19 protein-coding genes and 1 tRNA gene are annotated in these 13,033 nt (G+C 64.8%); 6 read left to right on the forward strand and 14 right to left on the reverse strand.

Annotation, left to right across the window (positions count from 1 at the left end):
• Positions 1-220: 220 nt before the first annotated feature.
• The 5 genes from ACYVIO_RS18540 (at position 221) to ACYVIO_RS18560 (ending at position 2,819) form a co-directional block, all read left to right on the forward strand.
• A complete protein-coding gene (locus ACYVIO_RS18540; protein WP_184793478.1) occupies positions 221-379 on the forward strand; it encodes a hypothetical protein in 159 nt (52 codons plus the stop codon).
• Between the two features lie 18 nt (positions 380-397).
• Positions 398-1,009: a nicotinate-nucleotide adenylyltransferase gene (nadD, locus tag ACYVIO_RS18545; RefSeq protein WP_184793479.1), complete on the forward strand. Its 612-nt coding sequence runs from the start codon at positions 398-400 to the stop codon at positions 1,007-1,009.
• A 9-nt stretch (positions 1,010-1,018) separates the two neighbouring features.
• Positions 1,019-1,402, forward strand: coding sequence for a ribosome silencing factor (rsfS, locus tag ACYVIO_RS18550; RefSeq protein ID WP_460652024.1), 384 nt, complete (start codon positions 1,019-1,021; stop codon positions 1,400-1,402).
• Between the two features lie 362 nt (positions 1,403-1,764).
• Complete coding sequence (locus ACYVIO_RS18555) at positions 1,765-2,412, forward strand: histidine phosphatase family protein (protein WP_460652025.1); 648 nt, start codon at positions 1,765-1,767, stop codon at positions 2,410-2,412.
• A gap of 331 nt (positions 2,413-2,743) precedes the next feature.
• Positions 2,744-2,819: transfer RNA gene (locus tag ACYVIO_RS18560), tRNA-Ala, on the forward strand.
• A gap of 14 nt (positions 2,820-2,833) precedes the next feature.
• On the opposite strand, the gene ACYVIO_RS18565 is transcribed toward ACYVIO_RS18560, so the two are convergent.
• The 13 genes from ACYVIO_RS18565 to ACYVIO_RS18625 form a co-directional block, all read right to left on the reverse strand.
• Entirely contained in the window at positions 2,834-4,228 is a 1,395-nt protein-coding gene (locus ACYVIO_RS18565; protein WP_460652026.1) for a tyrosine-type recombinase/integrase, read from the reverse strand.
• Positions 4,229-4,239: 11 nt separating this feature from the next.
• Entirely contained in the window at positions 4,240-4,542 is a 303-nt protein-coding gene (locus tag ACYVIO_RS18570; RefSeq protein WP_460652027.1) for a helix-turn-helix domain-containing protein, read from the reverse strand.
• Between the two features lie 29 nt (positions 4,543-4,571).
• Positions 4,572-6,131, reverse strand: coding sequence for a replication initiator (locus tag ACYVIO_RS18575; RefSeq protein WP_460652028.1), 1,560 nt, complete (start codon positions 6,129-6,131; stop codon positions 4,572-4,574).
• A gap of 50 nt (positions 6,132-6,181) precedes the next feature.
• A complete protein-coding gene (locus ACYVIO_RS18580; RefSeq protein WP_460652029.1) occupies positions 6,182-6,433 on the reverse strand; it encodes a hypothetical protein in 252 nt (83 codons plus the stop codon).
• Positions 6,434-6,449: 16 nt separating this feature from the next.
• The gene (locus ACYVIO_RS18585) at positions 6,450-6,692 is read right to left on the reverse strand and encodes a hypothetical protein (protein ID WP_460652030.1); all 243 of its coding nucleotides are present in this window, start codon (positions 6,690-6,692) and stop codon (positions 6,450-6,452) included.
• A gap of 104 nt (positions 6,693-6,796) precedes the next feature.
• The gene (locus ACYVIO_RS18590; RefSeq protein WP_460652031.1) at positions 6,797-7,861 is read right to left on the reverse strand and encodes a hypothetical protein; all 1,065 of its coding nucleotides are present in this window, start codon (positions 7,859-7,861) and stop codon (positions 6,797-6,799) included.
• 280 nt (positions 7,862-8,141) lie between these two features.
• Positions 8,142-8,369: a hypothetical protein gene (locus tag ACYVIO_RS18595; RefSeq protein WP_460652032.1), complete on the reverse strand. Its 228-nt coding sequence runs from the start codon at positions 8,367-8,369 to the stop codon at positions 8,142-8,144.
• Positions 8,366-8,683: a hypothetical protein gene (locus ACYVIO_RS18600; protein ID WP_460652033.1), complete on the reverse strand. Its 318-nt coding sequence runs from the start codon at positions 8,681-8,683 to the stop codon at positions 8,366-8,368. Before ACYVIO_RS18600 ends, ACYVIO_RS18595 begins: the two co-directional genes overlap by 4 nt.
• Complete coding sequence (locus tag ACYVIO_RS18605) at positions 8,680-8,886, reverse strand: hypothetical protein (RefSeq protein ID WP_460652034.1); 207 nt, start codon at positions 8,884-8,886, stop codon at positions 8,680-8,682. Before ACYVIO_RS18605 ends, ACYVIO_RS18600 begins: the two co-directional genes overlap by 4 nt.
• On the reverse strand, positions 8,883-9,725 hold the full coding sequence (locus ACYVIO_RS18610; RefSeq protein WP_460652035.1) for an FtsK/SpoIIIE domain-containing protein: 843 nt from the start codon (positions 9,723-9,725) through the stop codon (positions 8,883-8,885). Before ACYVIO_RS18610 ends, ACYVIO_RS18605 begins: the two co-directional genes overlap by 4 nt.
• Complete coding sequence (locus ACYVIO_RS18615; protein WP_460652036.1) at positions 9,718-10,557, reverse strand: hypothetical protein; 840 nt, start codon at positions 10,555-10,557, stop codon at positions 9,718-9,720. The genes ACYVIO_RS18610 and ACYVIO_RS18615 overlap by 8 nt, the downstream gene beginning before the upstream one ends.
• Positions 10,558-10,683: 126 nt before the next feature.
• Entirely contained in the window at positions 10,684-11,031 is a 348-nt protein-coding gene (locus tag ACYVIO_RS18620) for a hypothetical protein (RefSeq protein ID WP_460652037.1), read from the reverse strand.
• A gap of 47 nt (positions 11,032-11,078) precedes the next feature.
• Entirely contained in the window at positions 11,079-11,396 is a 318-nt protein-coding gene (locus ACYVIO_RS18625; protein WP_460652038.1) for a hypothetical protein, read from the reverse strand.
• A 189-nt stretch (positions 11,397-11,585) separates the two neighbouring features.
• Between ACYVIO_RS18625 and ACYVIO_RS18630 the strand changes: the two genes are divergently transcribed.
• On the forward strand, positions 11,586-12,344 hold the full coding sequence (locus ACYVIO_RS18630) for a GntR family transcriptional regulator (protein ID WP_460652039.1): 759 nt from the start codon (positions 11,586-11,588) through the stop codon (positions 12,342-12,344).
• An 81-nt stretch (positions 12,345-12,425) separates the two neighbouring features.
• Here the strand turns inward: ACYVIO_RS18630 and ACYVIO_RS18635 are convergent, their stop codons facing one another.
• Positions 12,426-12,884, reverse strand: a complete 459-nt coding sequence (locus ACYVIO_RS18635) for a hypothetical protein (RefSeq protein WP_460652040.1) — start codon at positions 12,882-12,884, stop codon at positions 12,426-12,428.
• Positions 12,885-13,033 lie beyond the last annotated feature (149 nt).

Raw genomic sequence — 13,033 nt, forward strand, 5'->3', positions numbered from 1 at the left:
CACAACAACCCTGTGAAGGAATCATGATCACCCCCGAAGTCGCCCGTGCCCACATCTACGAGCTCCGTCGCGTCGCCGAGCTGCACAACCGTGTCGCCTCGCGTCCGTCGGCTCTGCGCCGGCTGCTGACCCGCAAGCACTGACCCACCCGCGCGACCGGCAGGCCCTCGGGGGCCGACCGGTCGCGCTTCTTGGGGGTGGGGCGAGATAGGCTCTGCCCATGGCTCTTCAACTCCTGCCCCAGCTGGCGCCGCTGTCCGAAGCCGCCGGCGAGGCGTCGCACATCTCGCCGTGGTGGTACGGCGGGTTCGCCCTGTTCGTGCTGGTCGCCCTGCTGGCGCTGACCGTGATCATGGGCAAGGGCCGGCCGCACAGCTAGGCGGCGGATCGAGCTGACGTGAACTCCCCGGAGCGGGTCCGGCGCCTCGGCGTCATGGGCGGAACGTTCGACCCGATCCACCACGGCCACCTGGTGGCCGCGAGCGAGGTGCAGGCGTACTTCGACCTGGACGAGGTGATCTTCGTCCCGACCGGCCAGCCCTGGCAGAAGACCGACCGGGCCGTCTCGCCGCCCGAGGATCGGTACCTGATGACGGTCATCGCGACCGCCTCGAACCCACGGTTCTCGGTCAGCCGGGTCGACATCGACCGGCCGGGCCCGACGTACACGATCGACACGCTGCGCGACCTGTCCCGGCTCTACCCCGACGCCGAGCTGTTCTTCATCACCGGCGCCGACGCGCTGGCCCAGATCCTCACCTGGCGCGACGTCGACGAGATGTTCAAACTGGCCCAGTTCGTGGGCTGCACCCGGCCGGGGACCGAGGCGACCGAGCTCCCGCTCGACCGGCTCCCGATGGACCGGATCACTTTGCTCGAGGTGCCCGCGCTGGCCATCTCGTCGACCGAGTGCCGGGCCCGGGTCGCCAAGGGCAACCCGACCTGGTACCTGGTCCCGGACGGGATCGTCCAGTACATCGCCAAGCGCGACCTCTACACCAACCACTAGAAGGAATCTATGCCTGCCTCCGAACGTGCCGTCGAGCTGCTCACCGCGGCAGCCGAGGCAGCCCACGACAAGAAGGCCGAGAACGTGCTCGCGTTCGACGTCTCCGAGCAGCTCGCGATCACCGACGCGTTCCTGGTCGCCTCGGCGTCCAACGACCGCCAGGTCCGCGCGATCGTCGACGCGATCGAGGACAAGCTGCGCGAGGACTTCGACGCCAAGCCGGTCCGCCGCGAGGGCGCCCGCGAGGGCCGCTGGGTGCTGCTGGACTACCTGGAGATCGTCATCCACGTCCAGCACGACGAGGAGCGCAGCTTCTACTCGCTCGAGCGACTCTGGCGCGACTGCCCGATCATCCCCCTGCCGTCCCCGGTCCCGGGCGCTCCGACGGACTGACCTGCTGGTACGCCGTACGGTCGTTGTACGGCACCGACCTGTACGGCGGGCGGGTGCTCGTCGTACGGGATCGATCTGTCCGTCGGGTGGTTGCTCGACGTACAGGGTGAGCTTGTCGTACGGAGCTGAGCTGCGCGCCCGTCGGACGGAACCGAGCTGGACGACGGCGCGACCGTCGTCAGGGACCTGATGGCGGGCGCTCGCCCGTGCGGAACCGAGCTGGCTGCCCGCCGCTCGGGAGCGAAGCTGGACGGCAGCGCGACTATCGTCAGGGCTGATGGCGGGCGAGCGCTCGTCGTACGGACTGTTCATTTGATTCGGGGTCGGCCCGGTCGGCTCCGCTACCTCTGGGAGCACGCGACATGACTGCAGGACGCCTGATCGTCTGGCGCCACGGCCGCACCGAGTGGAACCTCCAGGACAAGGTCCAGGGCCAGGCCGACATCCCCCTGGACGAGGTCGGCGTCGAGCAGGCCCGAGCGGCCGCGGCCCGCCTCGCGTCCCTCGCCCCGACCCGCCTGATCGCCAGCGATCTCCAGCGAGCCGCCTCGACAGCAGCCGAACTGGCAGCGCTCACCGGCCTCACCGTCGAGTACGACAAGTCGCTCCGCGAGATCGACGTCGATGACTGGGCCGGCCTCACCATGGCCGAGCTCGCCGACATGAACCCCGAGGCCGCCGCCCGAATCCGCGCCGGCGAACCCCAACGCCGAGGCACAGCCGGCGAAACCGTCGAAGAGGTAGCAGCCCGCTTCGCCCCCGCCCTCCAGCGCGCCGTAGAAGACGCAGACCCCTCCGACACCGTCGTAGTAGCCACCCACGGCCTCGCAGCCCGAGTAGGCGTCTGCCTCTTCCTAGGCATCCCCCAGGCCCACTGGCCCGCCTTCGGCGGCCTCTCCAACTGCAACTGGATCTCCCTCCTCCCCAGCCGCAACAACAACTGGCGAATCGAAGAGTGGAACGCCGGCTCCCTCCCGGAGCCCGTCATGTCGGACGACCCCCAGCAGTAACCGAACGCCCTACCCGGGCGCCACCGACACCCACCACTGATCAACCCCCGCAAACCTCGCCGCTCCCCGCCTCTCCAAGCGCACCCGACGCCCCTTGATCAGTGGTGGGTGTCGGCGGACCCCACCACTCGGACAAGACCGCGCCCCAGGGTGCGGTCGAGTACGGCGACCACCACCTCGTACGGCGGGCACAGGCACCGCCTCCGCACTACCGCAACCACCTCTCCACTCTCTGCCACAACACCCGTGTCCCTCGTCACCTCCACCCCCACGGGAACCGATTTTTCTTTGAGGCCCCTCTTCCGCTAAGCTTTCGGAGTCGCAAGAACGCGGGGCTTTGGCGCAGTTGGTAGCGCGCTTCCATGGCATGGAAGAGGTCAGGGGTTCGAATCCCCTAAGCTCCACCAGCAGTAACAGCAGGTCAGGAGGCACTCTCGCCCCCTGGCCTGTTTTCGTTTGCGGGGCCAGTGGGAGAGATTTGGGAGAACCGCTCGCCTCCCACCAGTTTGGCCGCGAGGATCTCGGCATCCTGTTGAGCCTTCTCGACGGTGTCCTTGATCACCGGCAGCCAGTCGAGGAGCTTCTCCCGTTCGGTCTCATCGAGGGCCAGGACCGAGGACACGAAGCGCTCTTCCAGCACCTCCAGGATCTGCCGCTCCATCTCTGGCGTCACGTGGTCGTAGACACGACCCATGCCCTTCATCTTGTGTCCGAGTCGTGCCCTGCGGGCAACTTCAGAGATGCCGTTCTCGGTCAGCCAGGTGGCGTGGGTGTGCCGACCTTCGTGGAACCGAAAGCCGGGCAGGATCGCCGGGACATGGCGGTCCGACGAAGGCTTGTCCGCGTCGACTCCATCCCAGGTGGGTCGCCAGAACCGCTGCCGGAAGTTCGAGCGGTACCAGGGTTTCCCCTGAAGCGAGGTGAACACGAAGGAGTGACCACTTGGACGCGTGGCCAGATGCAGTTCGTAGATGGCGGCAATGGTCGGTGGCAGTTGCACCCAGCGCTCACCAGCGGCGGACTTTGTTCGGGCGTTGCGCTTTGCGCGTCGAGGGCGGCGACTGCCCACGGGCTCTACGGTTGACCGCTCGGTGACATCTGCTCCACCTTTGAGGAGTCTGCCGTCGACCTCTTTGAGTGGCTCGAAGACTGCAATGGCCTTCTTGACCTGGTCGTACTCAGGAGTCGTTTGGCCGGCCAACTCGCCCCAGCGTCCTCCTGTATAGGCGTCGAGGAGGCTCAGCAAGAAGCCGCTCAGTCCGAGCTCGTTTTCGTAGAGCCGCATGCTTGCTCGGAGCACCTGAAGGGGAGTAGCGACGTACTTCTCAGATTCCCAGTCTCCACCGGTTACCCGGATGCCAGAGCATGGGTTGGCGGGGATCACCTTGGCCTTGACCGCCGCGTTCATGATCGTGGAGAAGCAACCGAAGTAGGACGCGACCGAGGACTCTTCGTAGTCGCCGTGCAGTTGGGTCACCCATGTCTCAATGTCGAAGTGGCTGTTGAAGATCCCGATCATCGGCCAGTCGCCCCATTTGGGGATCAACTGCCTGTCGAGGTATCGCCGGTACTTGACCCGTGTGTTGTCACTGAGCCTGCCCGTAACGGCGGCATGCCACTGGTTCGCGAAGTCTTCGAAGCGCATCTCGGCAACTCGCGGATCGATCCACGTGTTGTGGCGAATACGGGACTCCTCATCGCTGGCCGCTTGGAGCGCAGCGCGCTTGGTGGTGAAGCCCGATGTTGAACCGTAGGTTCCATCAGGTCGTCGGTAGCGACCGCGCCAGCCTCTGCCGCGCCGTTCTGTGTACGCCATTGATGGGTCTCCTATGCGACTCGTGCAGACCGCGAGCGAGTTGATCGATTGATTGGCCTCTGTGCCGTCATTTGCAGGATCTCTTTCACGTCTTCAGCGTCGAACCGGTAGTGCTTCCCGAAACGGTGATGAGGCAACAAACCGGCTGCCAGCTGGTCTTTGATCGTCCGTGCCGGGATCTTGAGAACGACAGCCAGGTCATCAACCGTCAGCAACTCATCCGTGCCGATAGTTGCCTTGATCCCGAGCCGAGCGATTGCCTCAGCGAGCAGCCGCATCGAGTCGGACAAACCCGCGTCCTCTGGTGATGTCATCTGGACCTCCCTTCGTTGACAGTTACGTGTCAGGCTTCGTTGTTCTCGGCAATCAGTTCCTTGACGAGTCGCCGGTGTTCGCGGGCTTTGGCGGCGGCGGTGTTGGCTAGGAGCGCGTCGCCGATGGTTCGCCAGCCGGTGTTGGCGTAGGTGAAGTTGCCGACGATGAGGGTGGTTTCGACGTCGTGGGTGTGGTCGGCGGTGCGGTGGCGTTCTTGTCGCCAGTTCGCGCGTGCCTCGCGCAGGGCTTTGAGGGTGGTGGAGTACTGGCGGGACTTGGTGGAGAAGTGGCCGCCGAAGCCGAGCATGTGTGCCCACTTCTGGAGGCGCCGGTAGGACAGGCGTCCGGAGTTCTTGGCTGCCTCGTCTTCGTCCAGGTCGGAGCCGGGGCGCCCGAGCCGCCAGCAGGCGTCGACCAATCGGCCGGCGTGGGTGTCGAGGGTGGCGTAGCGGCGGACGGTGGAGTTGGTGAGCCTCGCGGATGAGTGGCCGGTTGCTTCGGCTGCCTTGGTGGCGTACTTGGCCAGGTATCCGGCGACGGCGGTTTCGGTGATGACTCCGTCGACGGTCTGCCGGACGGGGCGCAGGTCGAGTTGCTGGCCCCAGGCGATCTCCCAGCCGTAGGGGGCGTCGGGGTGGGGCAGGGACCTGAAGCGGGTGCCTTCGACGGCGCGGCGGATGGCGTAGGCCAGGAGTGCGAAGTCGGCGGAGGCGTGGGGTACGGCGATCTCGTGGGGCGCAATCGGGTTGATGCCATCGAGGCGGACGAGGGCGTGGAAATGGGCCACGCCTCGAGCCTGCATTTCTGCGACCTTGCCGAATGACAGCTTGACGGCGAGACCGTGCTGTTTGCCCCACCGCTGCAGGGTGTCCTTGACGCGCTCGGTGGTGCGTCGCCATAGTTCGCCGGACAACACGTTCCAGACGACCTGGTGGTCGTGGTCGTAGCAGTCCAGGCACAGCGGTTTGCCGAGGATCTTCTCCCCGTCGTGGTGGGTCTGGTGGCAGCGTTGATCGATGCCGTGGGGGCAGGGGTCGGGGTTGCGGCGTGGTCGGCAGACCTGGTTACGGAGTTGCCCGTCGCGGCCTCGGTGCTTGCGGGCGGAGTGGACAGCGCCGAACGAAGGTGCGGTGAAGGTGACGAACGCGCAAGGGTGCTGGGTGACCGATGCGGGGATGCCTTTGCCACCCTGGAGTCCGGCGAGGACGAGTTGGTAGGTGTCTCCGCGGTAGATCTCCGCGCAGGAGGGGCAGACGGCGGCGCGGCGGTTGCCGCAGGCTTTGTAGATGACGCCGTCGGGCATGTCATCGGTGTGACGGGTGGAGATGATCCGCCCGGTGCGGGTGGACACGACGTGGGCTTCACCGCGTAGCTGGATCGGCCGGACGCAGCCACCTGCGGAGGCGGTGTGGTCAAGCCATTCACCGTAGTTGGCGGTGGTCGCGGCGCGCTGGATGGCTTGTTCGAGCCCTGATGTGGGGTTGGCGGCGCGTCCGGGGTTGAGGGTGTGTTTGTGCTCGGAGATGATCTCGACGCTGCCCAGGAGGCCGTCCAGGACGTTCAGCGGGTCGTGGTCGGTGGTGGTCACTGTGGTTGGTCTCCTTCCTGGCGTGGGTTCGGGTGGTTGACGGTTACGTGTCAGGCGATGCGGGGCGGTGCGATTTCGAGTTCGGGGGTGCCGAACAGGTGGTAGCCGCAGCCGATGCAGTAGCGGCCGACGATGGTGTCGCCCATGACGACCAGGGCGTACTCGTCGCCGGGTTCCAGGACGGTGGGGCACCAGTCGTGGCCGCCGAGGTGTTCGTTGGCGACCCAGTCGCACAGGAAGGTGTCTGTGGCGGTGTCGCGGTGGGCGGTGAGTTCGGCGTAGGCGTTGAGGTCGACGGTCATGGTGGTGTCCTTTCGGTCAGTGGGATGCGACGGCGGTCGAATGCTGGGTGATGCCGTTGTCGCAGTGGATGTAGGGGCAGTGGGCAACGATCGGGGTTCCGATCCGGACGGTGAGCGACCAGATGTAGACGGGGTTCAGCCATTCGGTGCGGGCGGCGATGATCGGCCGGCCGCAGCCGTTGCAGTGGAAGGCGCGGAAGATCGAGCCCATGAGCCAGGCGGCGAGGTCTTGGTTGGCGCGGTGCTGGTTGGTGGTCACGTCTGGTGCTTCCTTTCTGTCGGTTGGCTGTTGGTGGGTTTCGGTGTTCGCCCTCACCTCCGGGGTGTTCGTCCCGGAGATGGGAGCCAGCAACGAACTGGTGACTATTCGTCGGGTTCGAAGGTGGAATCGCAGACGCTGCAGGTGATCTCCCCGAGTTCGAGGACTGCTTTGGCGACGCGGATGCGGCGTGGGCACTGACATGCGCAGGCCACCGCGTTGTTGTTGTTCTTCTTGGATTCGCCGCCGGTGACTTCGGGATGCCGGTAGGCGATGAGCGCCGACTTGAGTTCGGCCAGGACGGCTTTGTAGGTGGCTGTCGTCTCGGTGCGGAGGGTGCAGACGGACCAGCCGTGCTTGTCGTCCTTGGCGGTGTCGAGGCCGAGCTCTTTGGCGAGTTCGGCGAACTTCTCGTTGTGCCAGCGGCCTTGGCGGCTGGTGTTCTTGATCTCGCGGACGTGCCCGAGGGCGTGGGCTGCTTCGTGCAGGAGGGTGGTGAAGACCTCTCCCACGGGACGTTGGAGTCCTTCGCCGGAGATCAGCACTTCGGACAGTTGGTTGTCTCCGTGCTGCCAGCGGATCGGGGCGAAGTGCCCATGCTTGGGGCGCTTGGTAGCGGTGCCGGAGCCGACGATGATGACGACGGCCGGGACCTCTTTGTGGTTGGTGCGGATCGCGGTCCATGCCGATTCGAGTGCGGCGACCAGGTGCGCGGTGGTGTAGGTGTCTTGACGCTTACGTGTCAGACGCGCCTTCGGGGACAGACCGGGTGACCCGGTACGGGTCTTGGCCGTGGCCTTCTTGGCTCGCTTGACCGTCACGGTGACGGCGGGGTGGCTGGTGCCGGTGGAGCACTCGCGGAGCTTGTTGCGGACCGCGATCAGGGACTGGTAGCCAGTAGCTCTGCCGCCTTCGGTGGCACGGACGGTGTCCATGTGCTTCTGGACGGCCTGGAGGGCTGCCGTGGGGCTGCCGGAGTAGGTGGCGGTGGTCTTGGTGACCTCCCAGCCAATGAGCCCGGTGAGGGCGTTGGTGTTGGAGTTGGTCAAGCCGGTGAGCTTGGTGGTGGTCGCGGGCTTCGCGGCCGGTGCCGGGGTGATCGGCATGTGGGGCAGGTCGAGTTGTCCGGGGACCTGGACGACGGGTGTGAGGGTGTCGGTGGTCACCATTGCTCTCCCCTTTCGAGGGCTTCGGTTTTGGCGCAGGTCATGTGGCAGGCGCGGCCGTTGGAGGGGTCGCGCAGGAGGGCTGGAGATCCGCAGAGGAAGCAGGGCTGTGGGTTGCCGACTGTGGTGTGTGCCCAGTCGTCGGCTCGCTGTGTGCGGTAGGCCTTCTTCGTTTGGGTTTTCTTGGCCACCGGCTCGGGGGCCGGGGTGGTGTCGAGGTCGGCCGGGATGGCCTGTTGTCCTTGACAGTTACGTGTCACGCGGCGTTTCGTTGCCGCGCGCATCATTTGTTTCCATGCCAGACCGAAAGGGTTCCTTCGACTTGGGCTTTGAGGTCGTAGACCTGGTCCGCGATGTTGGCGACGTAGTACTGGTAGTCCTCGTCGTCCGGGTCTTGCTCGCGGTTGTGGCGCTCGTGTGAGACGAGGTCGTCTTGCAGAGCCTTGAACGCCTGGCTGATGGCCTTGTGATGCTTGGCGACGAGTTCCTCGAGGGACCGAATCCCGCTCATGACTGGTCCTCCGTCCAGTCGCCGGGGATGTAGAGCGGTTCTTGGGTCCAGGAAGCGTTGTCGGTGGCGTGCTCGACCTGGTGGTGTTCGAGGAGCGCTCGGGCTTCGTAGAGGGCGTCGATCAGGTGGCTGATCGCGGTGACGGAGCCGGTGACGAGTTCGATTTCGATCGGGTTGGCTCCGAGGTCGATGACGACCTTCGGGGTCTGGCCGTTGCAGGCCAGATTTATGCCGGCCACGGAGTGGTCGGTGAAGTCGTAGCCGATGATCATGCGGTCTTCGCGTTCGCCGCCGTCGGCGTCGTAGAAGGTCATGACGCCTCCCTGATGTAGGCCTTTTGCCAGTGGCCGTTGACGGCTTGGCGGTTGCGGAGTGCGGACCAGCACTGCCCGCAGCGTTCGGGATGGTGGAGCCGGAACACGAAGGCTCCGCAGTCGTGGACCCACCCGGTGAGTCCGGCTTCGTCTGTTGTGGTGATGGGGCCGTCGATCGGGACGACTCGGATGTTGTTGTTCATGCGGCCCTCCGGAGGTATGCGGCGCGACGGACGAGTTGGTTGACTTCGTGGTCTTTGAGGTGCGCGGTCTTGAGACGGCGAGGGAAGCCGCCTTCGGCTCGAAGCAGTCCGACACCCAGGGACTCGGGAGCGATGTCCACGGCGGTGTGACCTTGGGAGGCCCAGCCGGTGCCGAGGATGATGTCGCTGCTGGAGTCGGTGGCGCAGCGGAATGCGAGGCGGTAGCCGAACAGGTCCCGCAGTGAGGTGGGCACGATGTCTGCCGAGGGCCGCTGGGTTGCGGCGACGACGATGATGCCTGCGGCGCGGCCGCGGGCGACGATGTCCCGCACGAGGGTGCGGAACTCTTCTTGCTGTTCCTTGGTGCCGACGGTGACGGTGAAGTAGGCCAGCTCATCGATGGCCACGAGCTTCGCGCGGAATCCGTCGTCGGGAACGATCTTCTTGCGGCCCGTCCGGGCCAGGTGCAGGTAGCGCTCGTCCAGGTCGGCTTGCAGGTCCTTCAGCACACGCAGCGCCTTGGGCATGTTGTTGCCGACGAACTCTTCTGCCACAGGGGCGTAGGGCAACAGTTCGACGATCTTGCCGTCGATCAGGATCAGATCAACGTCGGTGGACAGGGCCGCATGGGCGACGATGTTGCCCAGGGCTACGGACTTGCCTGCGCCGGGTTCTCCGCCGATCAGGATGTTGCGGTAGACGATGGTGACGTAGACGGGTTTGCCGCGTGCGTCGAGACCCAGATAGACCAGGCCGTAGATGGATAGTGCGCTCGCTGGCGCGGGGGTGGCCCCCGGCTTGCGCCGGGGGAACACCTGTCGTGGGTCGAAGCTAGACATAATCGGACACGTCTTCTCCGTTGGCTGACAAGATCACGGTGTCGCCGTCGTTCACGGCCGCTGTGGTCTTGTTCTTCGAGGTTTTGGTGCGGGTCTCACCGCTGCCGGTTTTGGCCGGCGGTTGGTCGGTGGTCCCTTCGGAGGCGGGGTCGGGGCCGAGGAAGGCCATGACCGCGTCGTCTGCGACAGCCTGTTCGGGCATGTCGCTGGTGTCGTTGAGCAGCGGCGAGACGATGTGCTGCTTGGACAGCGGGTCTCGGCGGTCGATGTCGATCCGCACGAGTGCGGCGTTGGTCGTTGACCGGGCAATGACTGCTGAGCGTGCCCAGCAGGCCGAGGCCAGCGTTTCGGCCTTGTTTTCCAGGTCTTCGGCCGAGAGGCCGGGGCGCATGAACAGCCAGACGACCTGACCGGTTCTGGTGGAGAAGCACCCGACGATGAACGGCAGGTTGCCGGACCAGTTGAGGGTGCGCATTTCGGTGAGGCAGGCCCGGACGCGGTGCCGGGTGATGACGCACCAGATCCGGTTGCGGACGAAGCGCCGGGCGAGGTTGTCGGTGAAGATCCATCCACTCAGGACGATGATCAGTAGGGCGTTGAGCCACCGAGGGTTGGACTCGACGTAGGCAACGATCGCCGCGCCATGGAAGATGACGATGTAGGCGAGACCAGCCAGGGCATACAGCTCCCAGCGCCAGCGCCAGATGCTCAGCAGGATGACGACCGGCAGGGACTGCGACGGCCAGGTAATGGTTTCGACGGCACTCGTGGCGGTGCCACGTCCTCGACGGCCTACTCGACCGGAGGAGCGCTTACGGGTAGATTTGGGCATGACAAGACCTCCCGATCAGGGGGTTGAGTCAGGAAAGACACGAAGCCGGGAAAGGTTCCTAGGCCAAAAGCCCGACTTCGCGTCTCGGTTCCAGGGAGCGGCCCTTTCGAGGGCCGTTCTTGGTTTCTAGCGGTTGTTCAGCGGCGTTGACACGTAGGTGTCAGCCGTAGCAGGTTCGGCCGAAGCCGACTCCCAGACCGCGAAGGTGTAGTCGCGGGCCGCGCACAGGTTGAGGCGACGGTTGGAGGCCTCGCGGTACAGGTCGAGCAGTTCCCAGAACGCGTTCGACGCGTACATGGCGACCTTGTCGTTGCTCAACGCAACGATGGGTTCCGTTGTGTTGAGGCTGTTGGTGATGGCCTGGTCCAGGAAGCCAAGGACCAGTTCGATTTCGATGATCTCGTTGCACGTGGCCAGGTACTCGGTCCGTGCCTGATTCGCGGTGATGGTTCGGTGTTCCATCGGCTGCGACATGACTACCCCTTGCTGAGCAGTTGCACGAATCACGGAGCGAGTGGAGATCAGGCCTTCGCGTTACCCGGCGCGTTGAGCGACTTCGCCTTGTAGGCAACACCGTTCCGCCCGTTGGTAGCCCACGGCATGGCAATCAGCTCGACCGGCGTGACGGCGGCACCCACGTTCACCTTCGGGGCAGCATTGCCCGCCAGAGTCACGTTGATCACCTCGCCACCCGTCTCGTCAAGCGCCATCACCTGGACCGTCCAGAGCAGCTCGTTGGTGTTCTTGTCCGCCTTCTGCCGGCCGTTCTGGTCCTTCTTCTCCTCCACAGCCTTGGTGACGGTGAACGTCTTGCCCGTGATGTCGATGTTCAGGTTCATGAGATCGCCCCTTCAAGGCGTCAGGGTAAGCACCCCTTGTGGGGCTCACCTCTACTGTGAGCAACACTTTAAAATGAGTAGTACAAGCTGTCAACGGGCTTCCATCTCAACACGCAGACCCTCAGTCCGCAGTCCACAGTGGGGTGGTGGGACACTTGTCCTGATGAGTAGAAGAGGGGAGTTGCGGCTATGACCGGCTTTACGGGTCGTCCTGCCTACCTGCAGATCGCAGACGACATCCGCAGCCAGATCTTCGAGGGCACTCTCCAAGCTGGAGACCAACTGCCGAGCGAGCCAGGATTCATGGCCGACTACGGCGTCTCTCGAATCGTGGTCCGGCAGGCGTTAGATGTCCTGAAGTCTGAAGGTTTGATCGTCAAACAACAGGGGCGCGGTTCGTTCGTCCGTGCACTCCAACCGCCGAAGCGTCGAGTGTTGGGAAGTCTCTACTCTGAGCGCCCGACGTCGTCGCCCTTCGCGGCTGCTGCATCGGCTGGCGGACAGATCCCAGAGTGGGACTTCCAGAGCCGTCGAACGACCGCCTCCAAGGCCATCGCTGATCGACTCGGCATCGAGCAAGGCGACCCTGTAATGCGCACAAGCTATCGGTTCACGGCTGACGGCGAACCGGTCATGCTCTCCACGTCTTTCGAGCCTCTAGCGCTCACAGGTGGCACGTTGATCGAGAATCCCGAGGGCGGTCCGATCACAGGTGTGATCCCCAGGATGGACAGTATCGGCGTGCACATCACACATGTTGGAGAGGACGTTACGGGTCGTGCGGCACGACCGTACGAGGCTGAGACCTTGGTAGTGCCGCCGGGGGTTCCTGTGCTCGTCATCGAGCGCACGTACTACGAGCGGGACCGGCCAGTTGAGACGGCGGACATCGTCGTATCTTCTGAGCGCTACGTACTGTCATACCGCCTGCCCATCCCCGGGCGATAGTCCCTTCCTGCGCCTGCATCGGCTGTGATCCGCCAATAGATCCGCGACACGTGTCCGCCAACTGATTTGCGACATTGTGAGCTAGGAAAATGAGGCGGCGATCCGCGGTCGCTGGGCTCTGATGTTGGCCGGAGAGGGAGTGGACAGCGTCACTCGTACTTGTGCGGTGACCCATAGGCCGCCTGAGCCCATCTGTGTCACGGCCTGCAGTATGACCGACGTCGGTTCGGTGAGGAGTGTGTGCGCCTCGCGGTACTCGTATTGGAGGTCCTGTGTCCAGGCCGCGGACAGATCTACCTCGACTTGTCCGGCGGTCACACCGGGCTTTGCGGTCGCCGAGGCGTCTATCAGCCACTCACCTCGTTCGTTTCGCTGGACGACGGCGTCGTCCAGCAGCTCGTGTGGCTGGTCGGCGTAAATCGGGTCTCCTAACCAGGTGAGAAAGTCGATCTCCATGCCGAGGAGGTTGTCACCCTCGCTGGGCGGTCCGGATCGACAGATCTCTCGTTTTTGCTCGGCGAAGGCCGCTGGGCTCAGCATGCCCAATAGTCTGCCGGGTCCGCGTGACAGGTGGGCCTACGTGTGGCCCCATCTCCGTGCCTGACAAGTTTCTCTACGTCTTCAAGACGGGCCCCTTCAGGGCCCGAAGGCGCGCCGCCACCAGGGGGACGGGCCGCCTGCCTCCCGCT

The sequence above is a fragment of the Kribbella endophytica genome (assembly GCF_054781295.1).

Excerpts from the sequence above, each read along its gene's own strand:
- ACYVIO_RS18630 (WP_460652039.1), top strand. The coding sequence starts at position 11,586 with ATGACCGGCTTTACGGGTCGTCCTGCCTACCTGCAGATCGCAGACGAC.
- ACYVIO_RS18625 (WP_460652038.1), bottom strand. The coding sequence starts at position 11,396 with ATGAACCTGAACATCGACATCACGGGCAAGACGTTCACCGTCACCAAG.
- ACYVIO_RS18590 (WP_460652031.1), bottom strand. The coding sequence starts at position 7,861 with ATGGTGACCACCGACACCCTCACACCCGTCGTCCAGGTCCCCGGACAA.
- ACYVIO_RS18595 (WP_460652032.1), bottom strand. The coding sequence starts at position 8,369 with ATGAGCGGGATTCGGTCCCTCGAGGAACTCGTCGCCAAGCATCACAAG.
- ACYVIO_RS18605 (WP_460652034.1), bottom strand. The coding sequence starts at position 8,886 with ATGAACAACAACATCCGAGTCGTCCCGATCGACGGCCCCATCACCACA.
- ACYVIO_RS18580 (WP_460652029.1), bottom strand. The coding sequence starts at position 6,433 with ATGACCGTCGACCTCAACGCCTACGCCGAACTCACCGCCCACCGCGAC.
- ACYVIO_RS18570 (WP_460652027.1), bottom strand. The coding sequence starts at position 4,542 with ATGACATCACCAGAGGACGCGGGTTTGTCCGACTCGATGCGGCTGCTC.
- ACYVIO_RS18565 (WP_460652026.1), bottom strand. The coding sequence starts at position 4,228 with ATGGCGTACACAGAACGGCGCGGCAGAGGCTGGCGCGGTCGCTACCGA.
- ACYVIO_RS18555 (WP_460652025.1), top strand. The coding sequence starts at position 1,765 with ATGACTGCAGGACGCCTGATCGTCTGGCGCCACGGCCGCACCGAGTGG.
- ACYVIO_RS18600 (WP_460652033.1), bottom strand. The coding sequence starts at position 8,683 with ATGACCTTCTACGACGCCGACGGCGGCGAACGCGAAGACCGCATGATC.
- rsfS (WP_460652024.1), top strand. The coding sequence starts at position 1,019 with ATGCCTGCCTCCGAACGTGCCGTCGAGCTGCTCACCGCGGCAGCCGAG.
- ACYVIO_RS18540 (WP_184793478.1), top strand. The coding sequence starts at position 221 with ATGGCTCTTCAACTCCTGCCCCAGCTGGCGCCGCTGTCCGAAGCCGCC.
- ACYVIO_RS18635 (WP_460652040.1), bottom strand. The coding sequence starts at position 12,884 with ATGCTGAGCCCAGCGGCCTTCGCCGAGCAAAAACGAGAGATCTGTCGA.
- ACYVIO_RS18620 (WP_460652037.1), bottom strand. The coding sequence starts at position 11,031 with ATGTCGCAGCCGATGGAACACCGAACCATCACCGCGAATCAGGCACGG.
- ACYVIO_RS18615 (WP_460652036.1), bottom strand. The coding sequence starts at position 10,557 with ATGCCCAAATCTACCCGTAAGCGCTCCTCCGGTCGAGTAGGCCGTCGA.
- ACYVIO_RS18610 (WP_460652035.1), bottom strand. The coding sequence starts at position 9,725 with ATGTCTAGCTTCGACCCACGACAGGTGTTCCCCCGGCGCAAGCCGGGG.